This is a genomic window from Azospirillum formosense, assembly GCF_013340925.1.
Lineage (GTDB): Bacteria > Pseudomonadota > Alphaproteobacteria > Azospirillales > Azospirillaceae > Azospirillum > Azospirillum formosense.
Map to the genome: position 1 here is coordinate 1 of NZ_WHOR01000060.1, position 24,497 is coordinate 24,497.

The window sequence follows — 24,497 nt, forward strand, 5'->3', positions numbered from 1 at the left end:
GCCCCTCCCTCTCCCGGGGCGGGAGAGGGGACTTCAGTTGCCGTCACGCCGCGCGCGGCAGCACCGTTTCGGCCAGCCGCACCCAATAGCTGAGACCGATGGGCAGGACCGCGTCGTTGAAGTCGTAATGCGGGCTGTGCAGGTTGCGCCCGCCGTCCGACGAACCGGCGCCGACCCAGACGTAGCAGCCCGGCCGTTGCTGCAGCATGAAGGCGAAATCCTCCGCGCCCATGCTGGGCATCGGGTCCAGGTCCAGCCCCGATTCGCCGACGACTCCGGCGGCGGCGCGGCGGGCCAGTTCGGTCGCTCCGGCCTCGTTCACCGTGGAGGGGTAGCGGCGCTCGTAGCGCATCTCCGCCTCGACCCCGAAGCCGCTGGCGATGGCCTTGGCCAGTTCGCCCATGCGCCGCTCCACCATGTCCTGCACCTCCTTGCGGAAGGTGCGGGTGGTTCCGCGCAGGACGGCGGTGGCCGGAAGGACATTCCACGTGTCGCCGGCGTGGAACTGCGTGACGCTCACCACGGCGGAATCGACGGGATGCACGCTGCGGCTGGCAATGGTCTGCCAGGCGTTGACGATCTGGGTGCCGGCCAGGATCGTGTCGGTGCCCAGATGCGGCATGGCGGCGTGGGTGCCCTTGCCGGTCAGGGTCAGCTCGAAAATGTCGTAGGCGGCCATGATGGGGCCGGGGCGCAGCGCGATCTTGCCGACCTCAAGCCCCGGCCAGTTGTGCATGCCGTAGACCTGCTCGACGGGGAATTTCTCGAACAGCCCGTCCTCGACCATCACGCGCCCGCCGCCCTCGTTCTCCTCCGCGGGCTGGAAGACGAAGGCAATGGTGCCCTGGAAGTTCGGATGCGCCGACAGGTGGCGCGCCGCGCCCAGCAGCATCGCCGTGTGCCCGTCGTGTCCGCAGGCGTGCATGCGCCCCGGATTGCGCGAGGCGTGGGGCAGGTTGGTCTGCTCGTGGATGTGCAGGGCGTCCATGTCGGCGCGGAAGGCGACCGCCGGGCCCTCGCCGTTGCGCAGCAGGCCGACCACACCGGTCTTGGCGAGGCCGCGGTGAACCTCCAGCCCGAAGGAGGCCAGCTTCTCCGCCACGAAATCGCTGGTCCGCTCCTCCTCGAAGGCCGTTTCCGGGTGGGCGTGCAGGTCGCGCCGCCACGCGGTCATGTCCGCCGTCAGCGCCTCCGTCCCCTCGATCGTCCTCACCATGTCCCTGTTTCCCTGTGTTTCATGAGTGTGTGCGAATGATCTTGCCCAAAAATGCCCCCGCCGTGCAAAGCGCATGGCGATGCGGTGCCGTCACATCACCCTTGCAGCGCGGCCCGGTTCCGTGCAGGATGTGAGTGAACGTTCACTCATGACTGACGCCACGACGGGAACGCCATGTCCAAAGATGCCCGCATCGACGCCCGCAACAAGGTCCGGGACGCCGCCATCGCGCTGTTCGCCCAGAAGGGGGTGAAGGCGACCACCATCAAGGACATCGCCCGCGCCGCCGGGGTGTCGGAGGGGGCGCTGTACCGCCATTGGGCGAGCAAGGATGACCTTGCCGCCGCCCTGTTCGCCGCCGAATACACCGCCCTGTCGCACAGCCTGCGCGAGGCGGCGGGGAGCGGTCCGGCGCCGGAGCGGCTGCGCCGCGTCATCGCCTGGGCCTTCGGGCTGGTCGAGGCGGCGCCGGACCGCGCGCGCTTCCTCCTGCTGTCGCAGCACGACGCTCTGCCGCTGGTGCCGGACGGGCTGGAGACGCCGGTGGACGTGGTTTGCGCCATCGTCGGCGACGGCATCGCGGAGGGGAGCATCGTCGACGCCGACCGCGAGGCGCTGGCCCACACCGTGATCGGCGCCATCGTCCTCAACATCCAGTCGCACGTTTACGGACGGCAGACGGCCCCGCTCGGCACGCTGGCCGACACGGTCGCCGACACGCTGCTGCGCGGCCTGTCCACCGGAAAGGAAACCTGAGCCATGGGCGAACTCGGCCTTCTCGCCACGCGGCGCTTCCTGCCGCTGTTCGTGACGCAGTTCCTCGGCGCCTTCGGCGACAACGTGCTGCGCGGCGCCATCGCGGTGCTGGCGGTCTACGGCATGGCGGGGACGGCGGGCGACGGCGCGCTGATCTCGACGCTCGCCGCGGCGGCCTTCACCGTGCCCTTCCTGCTGTTCTCGGCGACCGCCGGGCAACTGGCCGACCGGTTCGACCGCACGCTGATCGCCCGCGCCGTCAAGGTGGCGGAGATCGGCCTGATGGCGATCGCCGCCTGGGGCATCATGCGCGCCGACCTCGGCGTGCTGATCGTCGCGCTGGTCGGCATGGGCGCCCATTCCACCGTCTTCGGGCCGGTCAAGTACGGCCTGCTTCCCGACCTGCTGAAGCCGGAGGAACTGACCGCCGGCAACGGCTTGGTGGAGGCCGGGACCTTCGTGGCGATCCTGCTCGGCACCATCGCCGGCGGCTCGCTGGCGCTGGCCCACCCGCTGGCGCTGCCAGGGCTGCTCGGGGCGACGGCGCTGGGCGGGCTGGCGGCGTCGCTGCTGATCCCGCGGGCGGGCAACGCCGACCGGACGGTGCGCGTCGGGCTGAACCCGGTGTCGGTCACCCTGCGCGTTCTGCGCGCCACCGCGCAGGACCGCGTGTCCATGCTGGCGATTTACGGCATCTCCGTCTTCTGGGGCGTCGGCGCGGTCGTCATGGCGCAGTTCCCGGCCATCGCGCGGGAAACGCTGGGCACCGACAGCGCGGGGGCGACCCTGCTGCTGGCGGTCTTCGCCGTGGGCGTGGCGGTCGGCTCCGTCTACGCCGGGCTGGGGCACCGGGTGCCGTCGCGCGCCGACGCGCGCCGCGCCGCCCTGGCGGGCCTCGTCGCGGCCGTGGCCGGGGCGGCGCTGCCTTTCCTGACGCCCGATGCGCCGTCGACGGAGCCGCTGTCGGCGCTGGCCCTGCTGGCCCAGCCCTGGGCGATGCCACTGCTGGCCGACCTGTTCCTGATCGCCGCGGCGGGCGGCGCCTTCGCCGTGCCGCTCTACGCGCTGATCCAGCACCGCGCGGCGGTCTCGGCCCGCGCCCGGGTGATCGCGGCGGCCAACGTGGTCAACGCGCTGTTCATGGTGGTCGGCTCCGGCATCGCGGCGGCCATGCTGGCGCTGGGCGTCACGCCGCTGACCGTCGCCGCCTGGGGCGGGGCGAGCATGCTGGCCGCCGTTGTCCTGGCGCTCGCCATCGACGCGGTGGGGATGGGGCGGGCGCTGGCCCGCGCCTTCTTCCGGCTGGCCTTCCGGGTGGAACTGCGCGGTGCCGAGCATCTGGAGCGGCTGGAGGGGGCGGCGGTCGTCACGCCGAACCACCAGTCCTTCCTGGACGGCGCTCTGCTCGCCGCCTTCCTGCCGGGGATGCGCTTCGCCGTGGACAGCTTCATCGCGCAGCAGGCCTGGGCCAAGCCCTTCCTGGCGCTGGCCGACCATGTGACCATCGACCCGACCAAGCCGATGGGCACGCGCCTGCTCGCCCGCACCCTGGCCGACGGCCACAAGATCTGCGTCTTCCCAGAGGGGCGGATCACCGTCACCGGCTCGCTGATGAAGATCAACGGCGGTCCCGGCATGCTGGCCGACAAGGCGGGCTGCCCCATCGTGCCGGTCTGCATCGAGGGGGCTCAACGCTCCTTCCTGTCGCGGATGCACGGGCGGCTGCGGCTGGGCCTGTTCCCGCGGATCACCATCACGGTCATGCCGCCGGTCGCCACCCCGGACGTGACGGGGCTGGCCGGCAAGAAGCGGCGGGCGGCGCTGAAGTCCTGGCTGTCGCGCGTCATGACGGAGACCGTCTTCGCCGCCGGGCAGCGGCCCGACACGCTGGCGCTCGCCCTGCTGGAGGCCGGGCGGAAGACCGGCTGGGGCAAGGCGGCGGTCCAGGACGGCGACTTCACGACGCTGTCCTACCGCGCCCTGACCGCGCGTTCCCTGGTGCTGGGCCGCATCCTGGCGCGCGGCACCGAACCGGGGGAGGCGGTGGGCGTGCTGCTGCCGACCGCCTCGCCGACCGCGGCGGTGTTCTTCGGGCTGGCGGCCTACGGGCGGCCCGCGGCGATGCTGAACTTCACCGCCGGGGCGGAGGCCGTGAAGGCGGCCTGCCGCGCCGCCGGGCTGCGCCGCATCGTCACGTCGGCCCGCTTCGTGGAGATGGGACGGCTCGGCCCGCTGGTCGAGGCGCTGGCCGCCGAGCACAGCATCGTCTATCTGGAGGAGGTGAAGCGCGGGTTGGGCATCGGCGACAAGCTGCGGGCGCTGGCCGCGTCGGTGGCGCCGGAGCGCTTCCTGCCGGAGCAAGGCCAGCCGGACGACGTGGCGGCAATCCTCTTCACCTCGGGGTCGGAGGGACCGCCCAAGGGCGTGGCGCTGACCCACGACAACCTGCTCGCCAACATGGCGCAGGTGGCCTCCGTCGTGGACTTCACGCGGCAGGACGTGGTGTTCAACTGCCTGCCGGTCTTCCACTCCTTCGGGCTGCTCGGCGGGATGCTGCTGCCGATCCTGAACGGGGTGAAGACGGTGTTCTACCCCAACCCGCGCCATGTCCGGCTGATCCCGGAGCTGGTCTACCAGACCAACGCCACGGTGCTGTTCGGCACGGACTTCTTCCTGAACGCCTGGGCGCGGGCGGCGGACCCCTACGACTTTCGCTCGCTGCGGCTGGTCTTCGCCGGGGCCGAGCGGTTGCAGGAGGAGACGCGCCGCACCTACACGGAACGGCTGCGCGTGCATCTGCTGGAAGGCTACGGCACCACAGAGACCTCGCCGGTGATCGCCGTCAACACGCCGGCCCGCTTCCGCCCCGGCACGGTCGGGCAGGCCCTGCCGGGCATCGAGACGGAGCTGCAGCCGGTCCCCGGTGTGCCGGTGGGTGGGCGTCTGCGGGTGCGCGGGCCGAACGTGATGAAGGGCTACATGCGCGCCGACAACCCCGGTGTGGTCGAACCGCCGGAGGACGGCTGGCACGACACCGGCGACATCGTGGACATCGACGCCGACGGCTTCATCCGCATTGTCGGGCGCGTCAAGCGCTTCGCCAAGGTGGCCGGCGAGATGGTCCCGCTGGGGCTGGTCGAGGAGTTGGCGCTCCAGGCCGACCCCGACGCCGCCCATGCCGCCGTCGCCCTGCCGGACGCCCGGCGCGGCGAGCGGATCGTGCTGGTCACCGCCGGCGCCGGCCTGACCCGCGACGCGCTGGCGGCGGCGGCCAAGGCCAAGGGCGCGCCGGAAATCGCCATTCCCCGCGACGTGCTGCGGGTGGAGACGATCCCCCTGCTCGGCACCGGCAAGACCGACTACCCCGCCGTCAGCCGGCTGGCCGCGGAGATGCTGGCGAGCGAGACGGCCTGACGACCGGTGTGGTCAGGGGCGGCAGGCGACGTGCAGCCCCTTGCCCACCGGGAAGATGGTGGAGCCGAAGCCGGGCAGGGCGTCCACCGCCGCGACGTAGCCTTCGATCTCCTGCGGGTGCGACAGGGCGTTGTCGGCCAGCAGCAGGCAATCCGGCTCCAGCTTCGGCAGCAGAAGGCGAAGCTGCTCCGGGGCGCTCCAGCGGTCGGCGTCGAAGAACACGCAGTCGAAGGGGCCGTCCAGCCCCGCCACCGTCTCCGTCGCGTCGCCGACCAGCAGGGTGACGCGGCTGGCCAGCCCGGCGCGCTCCAGGTTGGTGGCGGCCTGGGCGCTCTTGCCCGGATCGCGCTCGATGCTGGTCAGCGGCTCGGTGGCGCCGATGGCCTGCAACGCCGCGGCGAGCCACAGGGTGCTGACGCCGTTGGAGGTGCCGATCTCCAGCACCCGGCGGCGGCGCCCGCTGCGCACCAGGATGTGCAGAAGCTCCGCCGTCTCGCGCTCCAGATTCAGCATCTTGCGGGCACGGTCGCCCTCGCGCGCGTCGTTGTCGCGCCCATAGCTTTCGAGATCGCGGAGCACGCGGTCGACGGCGTCATCCAGCAGCATGGTGTTGGTCCCGGTGGCGGAGAGTGGGACAAGACCCTGCGCCGATTGTGGCCGTGCGGTCAAGAGAGTGCCGTCAACGAAAAGCCCCCTCCCGCCGGGTAGCGGGAGGGGGCTTGTGGTTGGAGCGGTTATGCCGCCTGGTTGAGCTGCTCGGCGCGCTGCGGGGCGATCTTCAGGCGGGTGGCGAGGTAGGTGAGATAGGCGCGTTCCGCCTCATGCTCGCGGTCCACCGCCATCAGCGAGGCCAGATAGACCTGCTCCGCCATGTCCGGATCGGTGACGGAGCGGACCAGCGAGTCGAGCGATTGCGGCTGGGACAGCTCCTGCTCCACGATCCGCCGTTCCTCCGGGCCACCGCCGGCCTCGTCCAGGGCGGACATGACGCGCTGGCGCTCGGCCTCCGAAATCTCGCCGTCGGCGTTGGCGGCGGCGATCATGGCGCGGATCAGCAGCAGGGCGTGCTGATCCTCCATGGCGAGTTCCGGGAACGCGCCTTCGCCGGCTCCCGACGGGGCAGCGTCGGGCGGGGGAGCGGTGCGCTGCTGGAAGACCTGGGACAGCCGCTCGCCCAGCGATCCGCCGCCGGAAGCGCCGGCCCCGCCGAGGATGCCGCCGAGGATGCCCCCCGGCGTGTTGCCCGAACCGGACGGCGGCGCCCCCCACGGGCTGGCGCTCGGCTGTCCGGAGCGATCCGGCGCCTGTCCAGAGGAAGGCTGCCCGGAGGGCGGCATGTTCTGCTGACGCTCCTGATAGGCGCGGTAGGCGAGGTAGGCCAGCGCGCCCAGCCCGGCCATGGGGCCGACGCCCATACCGCCGCGGGCGTGCATCGCCGGCCCGGCACCCATTCCCGAACGATTCAGGATCGACCCAAGATCCTGTGCGCTCCTGCGGCTGTGTCCTCCCATGCCGGTCGCCAGAAGGGTGCCGAGGATGTTCTGAAGATTCGCCATGACGCGCCTCTCTCCTTGTCGATGCGGCTTCGCGCCTCATCAACAGGCGGGAGGGCTGGGCGTCACGGCATAGCTATCGGTGCCGATGATGGGCCATACCCGCCGATCCATCTCCTATGACGGCCGCTATGCCGGAGGTGGGGTGGCTTTCGAACAGGCTGTGCAGGGCACCGACTTCCGCTATCGTGGCGCGCATCAGAGCGCAGCAAGCGCCGACGCCCGCCGGTCGGCGGGTCGCATTTTGGAGGAGACACCCATGACCTTCGACCGGCACGCGGAACCGCCTCCGCTGGACTTGTCGCCGACACCGTTCGTTCCGCCGCCGGCCCCGGCCTGCGGATCGCTGTGGAACGACTATCTCCACCGCCTGCTGGGCACGGCGCACGGCTGCGTCGCCGCGAACGACGACGAATCCGATCCGGAGCCCGCCTGCTGCTGCGCCGCCGGGTGACGCCGTGAAACCGTGCCCCTGAAACCGTGATTGGAAGCGGCCGGGTGCCTGTCAGCGGGCGCCCGCCGCCTCGATGATCACCGCCGCCACCGCGTCGGGCCGGGAGGCGTGCGGGATGTGGCTGGTCCCGACCTCGACCGTCCGCGCGCCGATGCGCTCCGCGGTCGCCCGCAGGAAGGCCGGGGGAAGCATTCGGTCCTCGCCGGCGACGACGTACCAGGACGGCTTGTGCTCCCACGCCGCGGCGGTCACCCGCGTGCGGAAGCAGCCGGCATGGACCGGCCCCTGCGTCGCGGCCAGCAGCGCCGCCTCCGCCGCCGGCACATCCTGGGCGAAGTTCGCCGCCAGACTCTCCGCCGACAAATGCAGATAGCCCGCACGGTCCATCGACACGCTGGACAGGCCGGGCGAGGGCGGGAAGGGCTTCAGCGTGTCGTTCGGCGACTGGCCGACCCCCGGCGCGAAGGCCGCCACATAGACCAGCGCCTTCACCTTGTCCTGATTCCCGATCTGGGTGATCACCGCCCCGCCCCAGGAATGGCCGACCAGCACCACCGGCCCCTTGGCGCGGTCGATGGCGCGTTGGACATGGGCGACGTCCTCGTCCAGCGAGGTCAGCGGATTCTGCACGGCGATCGCCTCCAGCCCCTGGGCCTGGAGCAGAGGGATCACGCGGCTCCAGGCGGAGCCGTCGGCGAAGGCGCCGTGGACGAGGATGACGGAAGTGGCGACCGGGTCCATGGACCGATTCCTGTGACAGTGACCGACCCTATCCTCTGAGCACGCCCGCGCCCGCCTGTCCAGCGCGGAGCCTGCGCTTTTCCTCCCTGCGGAAAAGCCGGTCCGGCTCTGGGGTCAAAGGATGTCATGCTGCGAAGCGGGATGAAAATTTCGCAGAATCGCCCTTGAAGCTAAGATTGTTCTGGGATACGGTATACCAACAGTGAGACGAGGCGATTGTCCGCCCCTTCCGCCAAGCCAGTCCGTCCGTATCGCCAGCCCGAGCCCTTGAGGTGAGCCATGGTCAAGACCCTTTCCGCCGTCCGTCCCGGAAGCCGCCCGAACACCGTCCGCGGTGTCGACGATGCCGCTCCCGCCGGCGTCGTGGTCGCCCTGCGCCCCGATCACCGGCCGTCCGATCATCGCCACTCTGATCATCGGCAGCGGGCGGCGGTGCTGGCGGCGACCACCGGCGGGCGCGGCCCGCGCATGGACATGCTGACGATCACCCACAGCCGCGGCGCGGCGGAGGATCGCGGGTCGGAACTCATCCACATCGACGGCCCCTATGCGGACGTTCTGGCCTACATCGCCGACTCGCCGGAGTGCGTGGTCTGCTTCGACACGCTGCACGGCGGCATGGCCCGCGCGCAATTGTCCGTGCCCTGAGGTCGTCCATGCCCTGACTGGGCGCCGGGTCCTGCTGGAGAGCGAACCGATGAACGCTTGTATGATGAACGAGTGTGTGAAGACGCCCTTTTCCGGGCAGGAACTGGCCTCCGCAATCATCGCGGCGGCCCTGTCGCTCCCGTCGGCCAACGGCCGGCTGCATCTGCCCAGCGGCGCTTTCCTCTGCGACCCGGCGGCGCTGGAGCGGGAATTCACGGCGGCGGCGCAGGAGTTGTCCCACTGGCTGGGGCAGAATGACCAGCGCATCGCCGAGGCCGCGCGGGCGAGCCGGCTGAAGATCGCGGCCGGGGTCATCCGGGCCGCCGTGGCGACGCTGGAGCACGCCGAACGGCGCTGCCGTGCCCTGCGCGACCGTGGAGAGCGGGCGCTGTCCATCGACTTCAGCGCGGTTTGCGACCGGATTCAGGAGCGTCCGGGCCTTCTCGCCCAGACGGTGGCCGCCGTCGCCGCCGGCCACACCATCCACGCCGTCGCCGCCTGAGGACGGCGACCGCTGGCGGTTGGGCGTTACAGCAGGGTGTGCTCGACCAGGATCTTGGTGCCGATGGCGAGAAGGCCGAGACCCCCGATCAACTCCGCCCGGCGGCCGAGCAGCGGGCCTGCGGCCCGGCCCAGCAGGACGCCGCCGAAGCCCATCAGGAAGGTGACCACGCCGATCAGGCTGGCGGTCACCGCGATGTTCACGTCCGCCATGGCGAGGCCCACCCCCACCGCGCTGGCGTCGATGCTGGTCGCCACCGCCACCGTCAGCAGGGCCAGCCAGCCCGAGCGGGCGGCGGCCGCCTCGTCGTCCTCTTCCCCGGCGAGCGCGTTGCGGATCATCGAGCCGCCGATCAGCAGCAGCAGGCCGAAGGCGATCCAGTGGTCCACCGCCTGGACGAAGCCGGCGAAGGCCGAACCCACCGCCCAGCCGATGGAGGCCATCGACAACTGGCAGGCGCCGAAGGCGAAACCGACCCGCAACGCCTCGGACAGGCCGGGACGCTTCTGAACGGCGCCGCGGCCCAACGCCGCGGCGAAGCTGTCCATGGAAAGGCTGACGGCGAGGACGAGGGAGGTCACACCGAGCATGGCAACGAACTCCGGCCAAACGGGCACGACAGCACGGCTACCCCCGGTTGGCCTTCGGGAGCGTCCGCACCATCGGTCTTGCCGAACCGGCCGGACTCTGTCCGGCTGCCGCGTGCGCCACGGGACGGCCTGATGCAGGAAGGTCCCGAGTCTGTTGGCGCACGCCCCTCTCGACGGAGGGTGGCTACTCCCCAATGACGGAGCGGACCCTAGCGCCGGTGCGTGTGGGTGTCAATCTATATGAACAGCTGTTCATATATATTTGAATCACTCTAAAAAAGCGCCGGCCGGAGTGCGCCACCGGCGCCCTGGTGCAAGGCGGAACGATTTGTTAAGAGCCTCTGACGCCTTTATGCCGGTGCGGTTCGTTGGGGTGCGAAACGCTCCAATGTGATGGGCATGATTGGGCGGGGGAATTCGCCATGGGATTGCTGACGGGGGTCGGCTCGCTGTCGCTCGCGGGCAAGACGGTGTCGCTGTGTGTCGGTGGGTTGGTCGTGTTGACGGGCGCCACCTTTGCGGTCAACGAGACGTTGCTGAGCCGCTATGCGGAGCGCATGGCGGTCGAGCGGCAGGAAACGAACATGCGCGTCGCCTGGGACGTGCTGAACCAGTACGGGCGCGACATCAATGTCCGCGACGGTACGTTGTACGCCGGCGACCGGGCGCTGAACGGCTTTTTCGAACCGGTGGACCGCGTGAAGGCGCTGGTCGGCGGCACCGCCACCCTGTTCATGGGCGACACGCGGGTCACCACCAACGTCCAGAAACCGGACGGCGGGCGGGCCGTCGGCACCAAGCTGGCCAAGGGGCCGGTCTACGACGCCGTGCTGGTGCGGGGCGAGCCGTACCGCGGGCAGGCCGACATTCTGGGCGTTCCCTTCTACACCGCCTACGACCCGATCAAGGACCGCTCGGGCAAGGTGGTCGGCGTGCTCTATGTCGGCGTGCCGAGGGCGGAGTTCTTCGCCCCGATCCGCGACACCCAGACGATGATCGGCGGGCTGGGCGCCCTGGTGACGCTCCTGGTGGCCGGTGGCAGCCTGCTGCTGTCGCGGCGCATCTTCCGTCCGCTGTCCGCCATGCGCGGCGCCATGGAACGGCTGGCGACGGGGACCCTGTCGGTCGAGGTCCCGGCGCTCGGCCGCAAGGACGAGATCGGCGGCATGGCCCAGGCGCTGAGCGTCTTCAAGGAGAACGCGCAGCGGGTCGCCCGGCTCGATGCCGCCCAGGCGGAGGAGCGCGCCCGCGCCGAGCGGGACCGCCGCGACGCGCTGGAGGCGGTCGCCCGCAGCTTCGAAGAAACGATGCTGAGCGTCGTCGAGACGCTGAGCGCCACCACGGCCCAGCTCGAATCCAACGCCCAGCGCCTGCAAGGCATTGCCGAGAGCAGCAGCGGGCAGGCCGCCGCGGTCAGCGGTGCGGCGGGCGAGGCCAGCGACGACGTGCGGACCGTGGCCGGCGCCACCGAGGAGCTGACGGCGTCCATCGTCGAGGTGTCCCGCCGGATCGACGAGTCCTCCCGCATGGTCCGCAACGCGGTGGAGGAGGTGGAGCGCACCAACCACACGGTCGAGGGACTCGCCGCCGCCGCCGGCAAGATCGGCGAGGTGGTGACGCTGATCCAGAGCATCGCCGCGCAGACCAACCTGCTGGCCCTGAACGCGACCATCGAGGCGGCGCGGGCGGGGGAAGCCGGCAAGGGCTTCGCCGTCGTCGCCAACGAGGTGAAGGGGCTCGCCAACCAGACGGCCAGGGCAACCGACGAGATCGCCCAGCAGGTTGCGGAGATCCAGGCGGTGACCGGCAGCGCGGTGACGGCCATCGGCGGCATCGGGCGCACGGTGGTCGCGGTCAACGATCTGGTGGGCCGCATCGCCGGGGCCGCCGATCGTCAGAACGCCACCACCGGTGAGATCGCCCGTAGCGTCCAGCGCGCCGCCGACCGCACATCGGAGGTGACCCACAGCGTCCGCGACGTGTCGGCCTCCGCGCATGAGACCGGCAGCATGGCGTCGGAGGTGCGCTCCGCCGCCGCCGACCTCGGCCGTCAGGCACTGGCCCTGCGCGAGCAGGCCGGCGCGTTCCTCAACCAGGTGCGTTCGGCATAAGGGGGGCTCCCATCCGTGTTCCGCAACCCGCGTTCGTTGCTGTTCGTGTTCTTCTTCGCGTGCTTGGCGGCGCTGCTGGTCTTCAGCGGCGACCCGCCGGACGGTGGGCGGACCGACGCGAACCGGGACTTCCTGGCGGCCTGCGAGGCCAGCCCCTTCGCGACGCAGAACACCGGCTCCACCGAGGCGGCGGTGCGGGTGTGCTCCTGCATCCTGTCCTGGCACCGCAAGGAGGGCGAGGCCACCGGCCGGCCGCTTCCCGCCGCGCTCTATGGCGGGGAGGGGGCGGCCGGCGCCGCGGCGGCGGCGGTGGACGAGCGGGCGCGGGCCTCCTGCCTGTCCGGGCGCGTGACGCCCTGATTATCCGAGACCCGCTTTTTTGAGAATCGCCCGCAGGACGGGGCGGCCGGGGCTTTTCCTTCAGCCCTGCCACACCCATCCTTTGGCGCTATGAACACGCACGACACCCGCAATCCCTGCACGAAGCTCTGCCGCTACGACGCGGCGGACCGCTGCATGGGCTGCTTCCGCACCCGCGCGGAGGTGAGGCACTGGAAACGCCTGCCGGACGAGACGAAGGCGGCGATCAACGCCCGCATCGCCGCGCGCGGCGGCACCGTTTCCAAGAAGGACGGCAAGCGGACGAAGAAGCTCGACAAGAAGATCCGCAAGCTGGAAGCGAAGCTCGCCACCCTGCGCGCCCGCCGGTCGGACCTGGAGGGGCCGGTGGTCAAGGCGGCGGAGTGAACGCCGCCGCTCGCAGTCTCAACCGATCCCGGCGTGCCGTTCCACATAGAGCAGCAGGGCAGGGTAATAGTGCCTCTGTGACGCCGTCAGTTCCTGGCAGTAACGGCGGGCCATGCCGTTGGATAGCCAAGCATCAAGCTCGCCGTTCTCACGCTTCTGGGCGATGACGCGGTCGATCTTGTCCATGATCTTGTGGATCACGTCCGTTCCTTTTCCGGTGTTGATTTGCTGTGGAAGGTCTGGGTGCCGCAGAGGCGGCGCCGTCGATTGCCCGTTCAATATGAACCTTGGGACGGCGGTGAGCTGCGCATTATGGGCATGCCTGTGTACCGCATTGCACAAAAGTGCGCTCGGGCCATCGATCTCGCGCGCGGGTCTGCCCTTCGCAGGCGTTCGTTGACCGGCTTCCCGGCGCCGTCCCATTCTGCACGTCGAAGGAAGAAAACCGGGGAGGACGTGCGGTGGGGATGGCGGTGGACCGCCGGTCGCCGCAGCCATCATCATGACCGCCATCGCCATGACCGAACGCCGCGCGGAGCTGGACGGCGCCGCCTCCGCCACGCTGGTCCTGCTCTGCCTGCTCTGGGGCTTGCAGCAGGTCGCCATCAAGGTCGCCATGACCGGATTCTCGCCGGTGCTCCAGGGCGGGTTGCGCTCGCTGGGCGCGCTGACGCTGCTGTGGGCCTGGGCGGCGCTGCGCGGCATGCGCCTGTTCGAACGGGACGGCACGCTGGGGCTGGGCCTGCTGGCCGGCACCCTGTTCGCCGGGGAGTTCCTGCTGATCTACACGGGGCTGTCCTACACCACGGTGTCGCGAAGCATCCTGTTCCTCTACACGGCGCCCTTCCTGGTGTCGGTCGGAGCGCATCTGCTGCTGCCGGGGGAGCGGATGCGCGGCATCCAGGCGGCCGGGCTGGCCTGCGCCTTCGTCGGTGTGGCCGTCGCCTTCGCCGACGGGCTGCGCCTGCCGACGAACCGCGAGATGGTCGGCGACCTGATGGTGCTGGCGGCGGCGGTGCTGTGGGCGGCCACCACGCTCGTCATCAAGGGCAGCAAGCTGGTCCGCGCCAGCTCGACCAAGGTGCTGTTCTACCAGCTTGCCGTTTCCGGTGCGGTGATGCCGGTGGCCTCGCTTCTGATGGGCGAGGCGGGGGTGACCGCGCCCGGCCCGCTGGCGCTCGCCTGCCTCGCCTTCCAGATCGTGGTGGTGGCCTTCGCCTCCTACCTCGCCTGGTTCTGGCTGGTCGCCCGCTACCCGGCGGCCCGCCTGTCGGCCTTCACCTTCCTGACGCCGCTGTTCGGCGTGCTGTCCGGCGCCCTGCTGCTGGGCGAGCGGGTCAGCGCGAGCCTCGCCGCGGCGATGCTGCTGGTCTGTGCCGGCATCTGGCTGGTGAACCGCCGCGCCCCCGCCGCGGGGGCGTAGAAAGACGGGAACCGGCCCGGCCGCCACCGGTTGGCTCTGCTGTCCCAGCACAAGCAGCGGAGCCGGTTTCATCATGGATTTGAACGGAAAAGTCGCCCTCATCACCGGGGCCGGGTCGGGCATCGGCAAGGCGTCTGCCACCCTGTTCGCCAGCGCCGGGGCGAGCGTCGGTGTGCTCAGCCGCACCGAGGACGAGATCCGCAGGACGGCGGAGGAGATCACCGCGGCGGGCGGCAAGGCCATCCCCCTGGTCGCCGACGTCGCCGACAGCGAGGCCGTGAAACGGGCGGTGGACCGGCTGGTCCAGGAATACGGGCGGCTGGACATCGTCTTCGCCAACGCCGGGATCAACGGCGTCTGGGCGCCGATCGACGAGCTGACGCCGGAGGAATGGGACCGCACCATCAACATCAACCTGCGCGGCACCTACCTGACGCTGCACCACGCGGTGCCGCATCTGAAGAAGGCGGGCGGCGGGTCGGTGCTGGTGACCGCCTCGATCAACGGCACGCGGGTGTTCAGCAACGCCGGGGCCACCGCCTATTCCTGCACCAAGGCGGCGCAGGTCGCCATGGTCCAGATGCTGGCGCTGGAGCTGGCCAAGCACCGCATCCGCGTCAACGCCATCTGTCCGGGAATGATCGACACGGACATCCAGGACAACACCCAGTCGCGCAACACCGAGAAGGCCGAGGAGGCCGCCGAATATCCCGACGGCGAGATTCCGCTGACCCGCGGCAAGCCGGGCAGCAGCGCCGACGTGGCGGAGCTGGCGCTGTTCCTGGCGTCGGACCGCTCGAAGCACATCACCGGCACCCCCGTCTGGATCGACGGCGCCGAATCCCTGCTGATCGGCTGAGGACCCGCTCATGGCGGACAGCTTCATGGCGGACGGCGCCGCGTGGTGGCAGAGCGGGGTGATCTATCAGGTCTACCCGCGCTCCTTCCAGGATTCGAACGGCGACGGGGTGGGGGACCTGCCGGGCATCCTGGCCCGGCTCGACCATCTCCAGGCGCTCGGGGTGGACGCGCTATGGGTGTCGCCGATCTATCCGTCGCCGATGGCCGATTTCGGCTATGACGTGTCGGACTACACGGGCATCCACCCGCTGTTCGGGACGATGGAGGATTTCGACCGGCTGCTGGCGGAGCTGCACCGCCGGGGGATGAAGCTGATCCTGGATTTCGTGCCCAACCACAGCTCCGACCGGCACCCGTGGTTCCAGGCCAGCCGTTCGTCGCGCGACGATCCCAAGCGGGACTGGTACATCTGGCGCGACCCGGCCCCGGACGGCGGACCGCCGAACAACTGGCTGTCGGAGTTCGGCGGCGGCGCCTGGGAATGGGACGCGGCGACCGGCCAGTACTACTACCACGCCTATCTGAAGGAGCAGCCGGACCTCAACTGGCGGAACCCGGCGCTGCGCGATGCCATGCTCGACGCACTGCGCGTCTGGCTGGACCGCGGGGTGGACGGCTTCCGGGTGGACGCCATCCACCACCTGATCAAGGACGCGCAATTCCGCGACAACCCGCCGAACCCCGGCTGGCGGGAGGGCATGTCGCCCGTGCGGCGGGTGATCCGCCTCCACACCGTGGACCAACCGGAGGTGCACGACGCCATCGCCGCCATGCGCCGGGTGGCCGACGGGTATGGCCCCGACCGGCTGCTGATCGGCGAGGCCTATCTGCCCATCGACCAGCTCATGGCCTATTACGGCGCCGACCTGACCGGCTTCCAGCTTCCCTTCAACTTCCATCTGCTGTCCACCCCGTGGGAGGCCAAGACGCTGGCCGCGCTGATCCGCACCTACGAGGCCGCCCTGCCGCCCGGCGGCTGGCCGAACTGGGTGCTCGGCAACCACGACCGCTCCCGCGTGGCGAGCCGGCTGGGGCGGGGCCAGGCGCGGGTGGCGGCCATGCTGCTGCTGACCCTGCGGGGCACGCCGACGCTCTACCAGGGCGACGAGATCGGGATGACCGACGTGGACATTCCCCCCGACCGCGTGCAGGACCCGTGGGAGAAGAACATCCCCGGCCTGGGGCTGGGCCGCGACCCGGTGCGCACGCCGATTCCCTGGGACGACCGCCCGCGGGGCGGTTTCACGACGGGCGAGCCCTGGCTGCCGCTCGGCCCCGACCATGACCGGGTGAACGTGGCGGCGCAGGCGGCCGACCCGTCCTCCATGCTGGCGCTCCATCGTGCCCTGCTGGCCCTGCGGCGGGCGGAACCGGCCCTGTCGGTCGGGCGCTACGAGCCGGTGTCGGCAGAGAACGACATCCTGTCCTATGAGCGCCGCCATGGTACCGGCCGCTTCCGCGTCCTGCTGAACCTGTCGGCCGGGGAGCGGATGGTGGACGCGGTGCCGGACGCTGCCCATATCCGGCTGTCCACCCATCTCGACCGCGGTGGGGAGCCGGTGTCCGGCATCCTCCGCCTGCGGCCCGACGAGGGGGTGGTGATCGGTTTCGACGACAAGGGAAAGGGTGGGGAATGAGCGGGGATGTGAAGAACAACGCGGCCAGGAACCGGTACGAGCTGACCGTGGGCGACGCCACCGCGGTGGTGGAGTACGAAAAGCGCGATGGGGCCATCGTCTTCACCCACACGGAGGTTCCGGAAAGCATGGCCGGGCAGGGCGTCGGCTCCGCCCTCGCGCGCGGCGCGCTGGAGGACGCCCGCTCCAGCGGGCAGAAGGTTGTGCCGGTTTGCCCCTTCGTGGCCAAATACATCCAGCGCCACCCGGAGTACCAGGATCTGGTCGTCGCGGAGGGCGGACCATCGACGTGAGGCAATTGCCGTGAAACGGATTCTCCTGGCCGCCGGCCTGCTGTCGCTTCTGCCGGCGGCGGGCCGCGCTGGGACGCTGGAACTCGACTTCGCCGCCTATGGCGGCGGCGTCTCCCTGGCGCGCGGCAGCGTCGTGCTGACCGAGCAGGTGGAGGGGGCCGCCAGCCGCTACCGGGCGGCGTTGGAGGCGGAAGCGGTGCCCTGGCTCGGCCTTTTCACCAATTTCCGTTACCGGGCCGAGTCCGCCGGACGTTTGGAAGCGGGCACCGCTGAACCGGACCGCTTTCGCGGCGAGCGCCGGCTGCGCCGCAAGCAGGACGTCATGACGCTGTCCTTCGGCCCCGACGGGGTGGATGTGACGGCCGACCCGCCGCTCAGCCCCGACAAGGCGGCGCGGGTGCCGCCGGACAGCCGCCGGGGCAGCATCGATCCGTTGAGCGCCGGGGCGGCGGTGATCCTGACCGCCAGCCGGGCGGGCGGCTGCGGCGGACGCTATCCCGTCTATGACGGGCGCCGCCGCTACGACATCATCATGACGCCGCAGGGCAAGGGGGATTTGCCGTCGTCGCGCTACCGCATCGCCACGGGAACGGCGGAGGTCTGCGCGGTCACGGTCCGCCCGGTGGCCGGCTTCCAGGGTGACCGCGACCGGGACCGCTTCTTCGCCGAGGGGGTCGAGCGCAAGGCGACCGTGTGGTTCGCCCGCGCGCCGGAGAGCGGGCGCGTCGTTCCCGTGACGGTGGAGGTGCCGACCGACACGATGACGGTGCTCGTTCACACCGTCGGCGTGAAGGCCGGCTTGTAACCGGAGTTACGGAGTCGCGGCGAGGCGCCACTGCCCGTCGTCGCCGCGGCAGGCCGTGCCGGTGGCGGATTCCTGGCGGCCGTCGATGGTCACCTTGTGCTGGAACTCCTTGCACTCCCGCCCGGCGGAATCGCGCCCGGCGCGGATCGGGGTGATGGTGCCGCTGGTGTTCGTGCTGTCCGGGCTGTTCCAGCGGATGGTCTGCCCGACCGGCGCGTCGAGCGCGCGGGTCTCCGCGCTCTGCGCCGCGTTGCGGCTGCCCGGGCTCAACTGCTCCATCAGATAGCCGCCGGCGAAGTAGCCGAGCAGGCCGCCGGCGCCGATGGCCAGCAGGTTGCCGCTGCCCTTGCCGATCTGCGACCCGGCGAGCGCCCCGACCGCGGCCCCGCCCAGCTTGCCCAGCAGGTCGTTGTCGATGCCGAAGGTCGTGTTGCCGCCGCTGCTCTGCGGGTTGGTCTGGGTCGGCGCGCCGTATCCGCCCTGGGTGAACACCTGCGCCGCGGCCGGTGCGGAGGTCAGGGGCAGGGCGACGGACAGGCCGAGGCAAAGGACCGAGGCGAAGCGAATCCCGGACAGGCGGACAGCGGACACGTCGTCTACTCCTTTATTGCAACGCGACCGTCATCTGAACACCAAGGCCCCGCTTACGGTTGGGGCAAAAGGGCGACAACGGCCTTTGGCGAGGATGGTTTTTGACGAGGATGGCAATCGTCAGGCGCGCTTCAACTCCGGGAAGGCATCCGCCACGCCACCGCCCAGCGCCTTGCGGACGGCGCGGGCGAGGTCTCGGTCGCGGTAGGGCTTGATCAGGAATTCCGCACCAGGTCCCTCGCCGCTCAGCCCTCCGGCCACGCCATGGGCGTAGCCGGAGGCGTAGAGCGCCTTCAGGGCGGGATGGCGGCGCTGCGCCTCCTGGGCCAGTTCCAGCCCGTTCATGCCGCCGGGCATCACCACGTCGGTGAAGAGCAGGTCCACCCGCGGTTCCCCGGCGAGCACGGCCAGGGCTTCCGGCCCGTTCTCCGCCTCGACCACGGTGTAGCCGAGATCCTGGAGGGTCAGGACGGCGACCTGCCGCACGTCGCGGTCGTCGTCCACGACCAGGACCACCTCGCCCTTGCCGGGCAGCGGACCGGCTTCCACGCCGTCCTCCGGCTCCTTCGCCTTGCGGGCGGCCGCCGGCGCGCAAGGCAGATGGAGGTGGAAGGAGGTGCCGCGGCCCGGCTCGCTCTCCACCCGGATCTGCCCGCCCGATTGTTTCACGAAGCCGTGGATCATGCTGAGCCCCAGCCCGGTGCCCTTGCCGATCTCCTTGGTGGTGAAGAAGGGTTCGAAGGCGCGGGCCAGGACCTCCGGCGGCATGCCGCAGCCGGTGTCGCTCACCGTCATCCGCACATAGCGTCCGGGGCTCAGCTCGGCGTCCCCCTCCTCGGCCTCCACCATGGTCGTGGCGATGGTCAGTGTCCCGCCCGACGGCATGGCGTCGCGCGCGTTGATGACGAGGTTCAGCAGGGCCGACTCCGCCTGCGTGCGGTCAACCAACGCCGGGCAGAGGGACGGCGCGCTGTCGATCTCGACGGTGATCGCCGGGCCCAGCGTGCGCTCCATCAGCTCGCCCATGTTGCGGACCAGCGCCTCGATGTCCACGCTTTCCGGGTGGAGTTGCTGGCGCCGCGCGAAGGCGAGCAGCCGCCGCGTCAGGTCGGAGCAGCGCAGCGACGCCTGAAGGGCCATCTCCACCCGCCGCGCCGCCTTGGGGTCGTCGAAGGCCATGCGGGCCAGCCGCTCCAGGCTGCCGATGACCACGGTCAGCATGTTATTGAAGTCGTGGGCGATGCCCCCGGTCAACTGGCCGATGGTCTCCATCTTCTGGACATGGGCGAGCTGGAGCTGAAGCTCCCGCGTGTCGGTGACGTCGAGCACCGTGCCGCAGAGTTCCGGCGGCCGTCCGTCCTCGCCCGGCAACAGCATGGCCTTTTCCAGAAGCGTGCGGTACTGCCCGTCGGCGGCGCGCCAGCGGTATTCCACCGTCGATACGCCGCCTTGCCGCATCGCCTCGAACTGGACGGCGGCGCGCTCGCGGTCGTCCGGGTGCAGGCGCGATTCCCAGAAACCGCCGTCCGTCAGGAAGCGCTCGGCGGGGAAGCCGAACAGCGCCTCGACGTTCTCGGTGACGTAGCGGAAGGGCGTGCCGCGCTCCGGTCCGGCGGTGTAGAGCAGGATCGGCAGGGAGCGGGCAATCATCGCCTGCCGCTCCTCCGACCGGCGCAGCGCCTGTTCGGCCTCAAGCTTCTCGGCCCGCACACGGTAGTTCTCGGCCATCAGCCGCTCGCGCAGGGCGGCTTGGCGCTTCACCTCCTCCGTCTTGCGGTACAGCTCGACGAAGACGGTGACCTTGCTGCGCAGGATGACCGGGTCCACCGGCTTGAACATGTAGTCGACCGCTCCCGCGGAATAGCCGCGGAAGATGTGCATCTCGTCCTTGTTTATGGCGGTCAGGAACAGGATGGGGATGTGCCGCGACTTGCGGCGGTTGCGGATCAGCTCCGCCGTCTCGTAGCCGTCCATGCCCGGCATGTGGACGTCCATCAGGATCGCCGCGAAATCCTGATCGAGCACGCGCTTCAGCGCCTCCTCGCCGGAGCGGGCGAGGATCACCGTGGCGTCGAGGTCGGCCAGCGTCTCCCGCATCGCCAGCAGGTTTCTCGCGTCGTCGTCGACGACGAGCACGCGGACCTCCGGCGGCGGCAGGATGGCGTCATCGATCTCGGTGAAGCTGGCGGGCATCTGGGTGTGGGGCATCGGATTCTCCTCACTCCCGTTCGGGGTTGCGGCCGCCGTCCTGCCGGCGTCCCGCCCAGACCCGCAGCAGGGACAGCAGATGGTCGATGTCCACCGGCTTGGCAAGATAGTCGGTCGCCCCCGCCTCGATGCACTTCTCGCGGTCGCCCTTCATCGCCTTGGCGGTGACGGCGATCACCGGCAGGCCGCGCCCGGACGCGGTGGCGCGGATTTCCCGGATGGTCTGGTAGCCGTCCATCAGCGGCATCATGATGTCCACCAGAGCCACGTCGAGGTCGGGGTGCGCCTTCAGCAGCTCCAGGCCTTCCGGCCCGCTCTCGGCGTGCAGCACCGTCATGTCGTGGGCCTCCAGGACGCTGGCGAGCGAGAAGATGTTGCGGAAGTCGTCGTCCACGATCAGCGCCTTGCGCCCCGCCAGCACCGGGTCGCGCTGGCGGATCTGGTCGAGCGCGTTGCGCTTGTCGTCGGGCAGCCGGTCCACCGCCCGGTGCAGGAACAGCGCCGTCTCGTCGAGCAGCGAGTCCGCGGAATGCACGCTGCGCAGCACCACCGTCTCGGCAAGCCGGCGCAGCCGCGCCTCGTCCTCCGGCGCGATGGCGTCGCTGACATAGGCCACGACCGGCATCCAGGCGGTGGAATCGCGGGTGCGCAGGCTGTCGATCAGCTCGAAATCGCTGGGCTGGGGGATCGTCAGGTCGAGCACCATGCAGTCGAACCGCTCCCGCGCCAGCAGGGCGCGGGCGGCCTCGGCGGAGGCGACGGTCCTGATGTCGATGTCGTCACCGCTCCCGCTGCCGCCCTTGTCGTGGTCGATCAGGCCGGCGATGCCGCCGGTCTCCGGGTTGGGCAGCTTCTCGACGATCAGCAGCCGGCGCTGGTGGCGCTCCACGAAGCCCTTGACCTTGGCGAGCGCCGCGAAGATCGCCTCGCGGTCGGCCGGCTTCTCGGTGTAGTCGAAGGCGCCCATGGCGAGGCCGCGGCGCCGCTCCTCCTTGGCGGAGATGACGTGGACCGGGATGTGGCGGGTGTGCGGGTCGCGCTTCAGCAGGTCGAGGAGCGCCCAGCCGTCGATGTCGGGCAGGCCGATGTCCAGCATCACCGCGTCCGGACGGTATTTGCGGGCCATCGGCATGGCCGGGCTGCCGGCGTGGGAGAGGATCGCCTTGAAGCCCTTCTCCCGCGCCAGATCGACCAGGATCGAGGCGAACTTCACGTCGTCCTCGACGATCAGCACCACCGGGTCGCCGGGCCGGATGCGCTCGCGGTCGTCGGCGACGGATTGGTGGTGGGGCAGCGCCAGCCGCTCCTCCGGCCCCGGCACCACGATGGGCCGCGTCGGCGCCAGGAAGGGGGCCAGCTTCGGCGCCGGGTCGCCGGTGCGGGCGACGTCGAACTCCATCGGCACGTAGAGCGTGAAGGCGCTGCCCGCCCCGGATTCGCTCTGCACGCGGATCTCGCCGCCGAGCAGGCGGGCGATCTCGCGGCTGATCGACAGGCCGAGGCCGGTGCCGCCGTATTTGCGGCTGGTCGTGCCGTCGGCCTGCTGGAACGCCTCGAAGATGATGCGCTGCTTGTTCTCGGGGATGCCGATGCCGGTGTCGACGACGGTGAAGGCCAGCACCCCCTCCGCCGCGTTCAGCACGGGGTGGGCCGCACTCCAGCCCTCGCCGGCCAGCCCGACGCGGAAGGTGACGCCGCCGGTCTCGGTGAACTTGAAGGCGTTGGACAGCAGGTTGTTCAGCACCTGCTCCAGCCGCTTCTGGTCGGTCTGGATGGCCGCGGGCAGCGGCTGGGTCATGTCGATGTCGAAGCGCAGCCCCTTCTCCTCGGCGAGCTGGGCGAAGGTGCGCTCGACATGGCCGCGCAGGTCGTCCAGCACCACCGCGCCGATCTCCAGCGTGACCGTGCCGGATTCGATCTTCGACAGGTCGAGGATGTCGTTGATGAGGTTCAGCAGGTCGGAGCCGGCGGCGTGGATGGTGCGGGCGAACTCCACCTGCCGGGGAGTCAGGTTGTGGTCGCCGTTGTCGGACAGCAGCTTGGACAGGATCAGCAGACTGTTCAGCGGGGTGCGCAGCTCGTGGCTCATGTTCGCCAGGAACTGCGACTTGTACTTGGAGGTGAGGGAGAGCTGCTCCGCCTTCTCCTCCAGCGCCTCGTTGGTCTGGCGCAGCTTCTCCTGCTGGGCCATCAGCAGCTCCTCCGACTGGCGGAGCGAGGCGGCCTGCTGCTCCAGCCGCTCGTTGGTGGTCTTCAGCTCCTCCTGCTGGCTCTGCAACTCGGCGGTCAGGCGCTGCGACTGCTTGAGCAGCCCCTCGGTCCGCATGTTGGTGGCGATGGTGTTGAGGACGATCCCGATGCTTTCCGTGAGCTGCTCCAGGAAGGAGCGGTGCGTCTCGCTGAAATGGCCGAAGGAGGCCAGCTCCAGCACGGCGTTCACCTCATTCTCGAAGAGGACGGGCAGGACGATGATGTTCAGCGGCGCCGCCTCGCCCAGGCCGGAGCTGATGCGCACATAATCCTTGGGCACGTTGGTCAGCAGGATCGGCTTCTTCTCGTGGGCGCACTGGCCGACCAGACCCTGCTTCAGCGTGAAGCGGGTGCCCAGCCCGTCGCGCTCCTTCAGGGCGTAGCTGGCCACCAGATCGAGGACCGGCTCCTCGCCGTCGCGGCTGGTGACGTAGAGGACGCCGTGCTGGGCGTTCACCAGCGGGGCGATCTCCGACAGGATCATGTTGGTGACGGTGACCAGATCGCGCTCGCCCTGGAGCATCCGTGTGAATTTGGCGATGTTGGTCTTCAGCCAGTCCTGTTCCGCGTTCTTCTGCGTCGTGTCGCGCAGGTTGCGGATCATCTCGTTGATGTTGTCCTTGAGCGACGCCACCTCGCCCGACGCCTCGACGGCGATGGAGCGGGTGAGGTCGCCCTTGGTCACCGCGGTCGCCACCTCGGCGATGGCGCGGACCTGGGTGGTCAGGTTGGCGGCGAGCTGGTTCACGTTGTCGGTCAGGTCGCCCCACACGCCGGTGGCGCCGGGCACCTTGGCCTGACCGCCCAGCTTGCCCTCGATGCCGACCTCGCGCGCCACGTTGGTGACCTGATCGGCGAAGATGGCCAGCGTCTCGATCACGCCGTTGATGGTGTCGGCCAGCGCCGCGATCTCGCCGCGCGCCGCCACGGTCAGCTTGCGCTTCAGGTTGCCCTCGGCGACCGCCGTCACGACCTCGGCGATGCCGCGCACCTGACCGGTCAGATTGGCGGCCATCATGTTGACGTTGTCGGTGAGGTCCTTCCAGGTGCCGGCGACGCCCTTCACCTGCGCCTGCCCGCCCAGCTTGCCCTCGGTGCCGACCTCGCGGGCCACGCGGGTGACTTCCGAGGCGAAGCTGTTGAGCTGGTCGACCATCGTGTTGATGGTGTCCTTCAGCTCCAGGATCTCGCCCTTCACGTCCACGGTGATCTTGCGCGACAGGTCGCCGTTGGCCACCGCCGTGGTCACGTCGGCGATGTTGCGGACCTGATTGGTCAGGTTGCCGGTCAGCAGGTTGACGTTGTCGGTGAGGTCCTTCCAGGTGCCGGCGACGCCCTTCACCTGGGCCTGACCGCCGAGCTTGCCCTCGCTGCCGACTTCGCGCGCCACGCGGGTGACCTCGCTGGCGAAGCTGTTGAGCTGGTCGACCATCGTGTTGATGGTGTCCTTCAGCTCACGGATTTCGCCCTTCACGTCCACGGTGATCTTGCGCGACAGGTCGCCCTTCGCCACCGCCGTGGTGACCTCCGCGATGTTGCGGACCTGGCTGGTCAGGTTGGTCGCCATCGCGTTGACGTTGTCGGTGAGGTCCTTCCAGGTGCCGGCGACGCCCTTCACCTGCGCCTGCCCGCCCAGCTTGCCCTCGGTGCCGACCTCGCGGGCCACGCGGGTGACTTCCGAGGCGAAGCTGTTGAGC

At 70.2% G+C, this 24,497-nt stretch carries 22 protein-coding genes and 1 riboswitch; of the genes, 13 read left to right on the plus strand and 9 right to left on the minus strand.

Annotation, left to right across the window (positions count from 1 at the left end; translation table 11 throughout):
• Nucleotides 1–43: 43 nt before the first annotated feature.
• Nucleotides 44–1,216 (minus strand): M20 aminoacylase family protein, encoded by a 1,173-nt coding sequence (locus GBZ26_RS10560; protein ID WP_174438790.1) that lies wholly within the window; start codon nucleotides 1,214–1,216, stop codon nucleotides 44–46.
• 174 nt (nucleotides 1,217–1,390) lie between these two features.
• Here GBZ26_RS10560 and GBZ26_RS10565 point away from each other — a divergent pair, with 174 nt between their 5' ends.
• Complete coding sequence (locus GBZ26_RS10565) at nucleotides 1,391–1,972, plus strand: TetR/AcrR family transcriptional regulator (RefSeq protein ID WP_174438791.1); 582 nt, start codon at nucleotides 1,391–1,393, stop codon at nucleotides 1,970–1,972.
• Between the two features lie 3 nt (nucleotides 1,973–1,975).
• A complete protein-coding gene (locus GBZ26_RS10570) occupies nucleotides 1,976–5,386 on the plus strand; it encodes an acyl-[ACP]--phospholipid O-acyltransferase (RefSeq protein ID WP_174438792.1) in 3,411 nt (1,136 codons plus the stop codon).
• Between the two features lie 12 nt (nucleotides 5,387–5,398).
• Here the strand turns inward: GBZ26_RS10570 and GBZ26_RS10575 are convergent, their stop codons facing one another.
• A complete protein-coding gene (locus GBZ26_RS10575; protein ID WP_174438793.1) occupies nucleotides 5,399–5,992 on the minus strand; it encodes an O-methyltransferase in 594 nt (197 codons plus the stop codon).
• 128 nt (nucleotides 5,993–6,120) lie between these two features.
• Nucleotides 6,121–6,942, minus strand: coding sequence for a tellurite resistance TerB family protein (locus GBZ26_RS10580; protein ID WP_174438794.1), 822 nt, complete (start codon nucleotides 6,940–6,942; stop codon nucleotides 6,121–6,123).
• 256 nt (nucleotides 6,943–7,198) lie between these two features.
• On the opposite strand from GBZ26_RS10580, the gene GBZ26_RS30200 reads away from it, so the two are divergent.
• Nucleotides 7,199–7,393 carry a hypothetical protein gene (locus GBZ26_RS30200; RefSeq protein ID WP_246654055.1) on the plus strand — a complete coding sequence of 65 codons (195 nt, stop codon included), beginning with the start codon at nucleotides 7,199–7,201 and terminating at the stop codon, nucleotides 7,391–7,393.
• Nucleotides 7,394–7,444: 51 nt separating this feature from the next.
• Here the strand turns inward: GBZ26_RS30200 and GBZ26_RS10590 are convergent, their stop codons facing one another.
• Nucleotides 7,445–8,134, minus strand: coding sequence for an alpha/beta fold hydrolase (locus GBZ26_RS10590; protein ID WP_174438795.1), 690 nt, complete (start codon nucleotides 8,132–8,134; stop codon nucleotides 7,445–7,447).
• Between the two features lie 279 nt (nucleotides 8,135–8,413).
• On the opposite strand from GBZ26_RS10590, the gene GBZ26_RS10595 reads away from it, so the two are divergent.
• Both GBZ26_RS10595 and GBZ26_RS10600 read left to right on the plus strand, forming a co-directional pair.
• Nucleotides 8,414–8,782: a hypothetical protein gene (locus GBZ26_RS10595; protein ID WP_174438796.1), complete on the plus strand. Its 369-nt coding sequence runs from the start codon at nucleotides 8,414–8,416 to the stop codon at nucleotides 8,780–8,782.
• 61 nt (nucleotides 8,783–8,843) lie between these two features.
• Nucleotides 8,844–9,284 carry a hypothetical protein gene (locus GBZ26_RS10600; protein WP_174438797.1) on the plus strand — a complete coding sequence of 147 codons (441 nt, stop codon included), beginning with the start codon at nucleotides 8,844–8,846 and terminating at the stop codon, nucleotides 9,282–9,284.
• A 26-nt stretch (nucleotides 9,285–9,310) separates the two neighbouring features.
• Here the strand turns inward: GBZ26_RS10600 and GBZ26_RS10605 are convergent, their stop codons facing one another.
• Nucleotides 9,311–9,874 (minus strand): manganese efflux pump MntP, encoded by a 564-nt coding sequence (locus GBZ26_RS10605; protein ID WP_174438798.1) that lies wholly within the window; start codon nucleotides 9,872–9,874, stop codon nucleotides 9,311–9,313.
• 83 nt (nucleotides 9,875–9,957) lie between these two features.
• Nucleotides 9,958–10,079: riboswitch (yybP-ykoY riboswitch) on the minus strand.
• A 217-nt stretch (nucleotides 10,080–10,296) separates the two neighbouring features.
• On the opposite strand from GBZ26_RS10605, the gene GBZ26_RS10610 reads away from it, so the two are divergent.
• The 3 genes from GBZ26_RS10610 (at nucleotide 10,297) to GBZ26_RS10620 (ending at nucleotide 12,732) form a co-directional block, all read left to right on the plus strand.
• Nucleotides 10,297–11,985: a methyl-accepting chemotaxis protein gene (locus GBZ26_RS10610; RefSeq protein WP_246654057.1), complete on the plus strand. Its 1,689-nt coding sequence runs from the start codon at nucleotides 10,297–10,299 to the stop codon at nucleotides 11,983–11,985.
• A 15-nt stretch (nucleotides 11,986–12,000) separates the two neighbouring features.
• A complete protein-coding gene (locus tag GBZ26_RS10615; RefSeq protein ID WP_174438799.1) occupies nucleotides 12,001–12,345 on the plus strand; it encodes a hypothetical protein in 345 nt (114 codons plus the stop codon).
• Between the two features lie 90 nt (nucleotides 12,346–12,435).
• Nucleotides 12,436–12,732 (plus strand): DUF1289 domain-containing protein, encoded by a 297-nt coding sequence (locus GBZ26_RS10620; protein ID WP_174438800.1) that lies wholly within the window; start codon nucleotides 12,436–12,438, stop codon nucleotides 12,730–12,732.
• Nucleotides 12,733–12,750: 18 nt separating this feature from the next.
• Here the strand turns inward: GBZ26_RS10620 and GBZ26_RS10625 are convergent, their stop codons facing one another.
• A complete protein-coding gene (locus GBZ26_RS10625) occupies nucleotides 12,751–12,933 on the minus strand; it encodes a hypothetical protein (RefSeq protein ID WP_035680584.1) in 183 nt (60 codons plus the stop codon).
• 301 nt (nucleotides 12,934–13,234) lie between these two features.
• On the opposite strand from GBZ26_RS10625, the gene GBZ26_RS10630 reads away from it, so the two are divergent.
• The 5 genes from GBZ26_RS10630 (at nucleotide 13,235) to GBZ26_RS10650 (ending at nucleotide 17,751) form a co-directional block, all read left to right on the plus strand.
• Complete coding sequence (locus GBZ26_RS10630; protein WP_246654058.1) at nucleotides 13,235–14,155, plus strand: DMT family transporter; 921 nt, start codon at nucleotides 13,235–13,237, stop codon at nucleotides 14,153–14,155.
• Between the two features lie 73 nt (nucleotides 14,156–14,228).
• Nucleotides 14,229–15,014 carry an SDR family oxidoreductase gene (locus tag GBZ26_RS10635; protein ID WP_174438801.1) on the plus strand — a complete coding sequence of 262 codons (786 nt, stop codon included), beginning with the start codon at nucleotides 14,229–14,231 and terminating at the stop codon, nucleotides 15,012–15,014.
• Between the two features lie 10 nt (nucleotides 15,015–15,024).
• Complete coding sequence (locus GBZ26_RS10640; RefSeq protein ID WP_246654059.1) at nucleotides 15,025–16,653, plus strand: alpha-amylase family glycosyl hydrolase; 1,629 nt, start codon at nucleotides 15,025–15,027, stop codon at nucleotides 16,651–16,653.
• Entirely contained in the window at nucleotides 16,650–16,946 is a 297-nt protein-coding gene (locus GBZ26_RS10645; RefSeq protein ID WP_035680590.1) for a GNAT family N-acetyltransferase, read from the plus strand. Before GBZ26_RS10640 ends, GBZ26_RS10645 begins: the two co-directional genes overlap by 4 nt.
• Nucleotides 16,947–16,956: 10 nt before the next feature.
• A complete protein-coding gene (locus GBZ26_RS10650; protein WP_174438802.1) occupies nucleotides 16,957–17,751 on the plus strand; it encodes a DUF3108 domain-containing protein in 795 nt (264 codons plus the stop codon).
• A gap of 6 nt (nucleotides 17,752–17,757) precedes the next feature.
• Here GBZ26_RS10650 and GBZ26_RS10655 read toward each other — a convergent pair whose 3' ends face one another.
• The 3 genes from GBZ26_RS10655 to GBZ26_RS10665 form a co-directional block, all read right to left on the minus strand.
• Nucleotides 17,758–18,342: an RT0821/Lpp0805 family surface protein gene (locus tag GBZ26_RS10655; protein WP_174438803.1), complete on the minus strand. Its 585-nt coding sequence runs from the start codon at nucleotides 18,340–18,342 to the stop codon at nucleotides 17,758–17,760.
• A 120-nt stretch (nucleotides 18,343–18,462) separates the two neighbouring features.
• On the minus strand, nucleotides 18,463–20,550 hold the full coding sequence (locus GBZ26_RS10660; protein ID WP_246654061.1) for a response regulator: 2,088 nt from the start codon (nucleotides 20,548–20,550) through the stop codon (nucleotides 18,463–18,465).
• A gap of 10 nt (nucleotides 20,551–20,560) precedes the next feature.
• A partial coding sequence (locus tag GBZ26_RS10665; RefSeq protein ID WP_174438804.1) for a response regulator occupies nucleotides 20,561–24,497 on the minus strand: 3,937 nt, incomplete at its 5' end.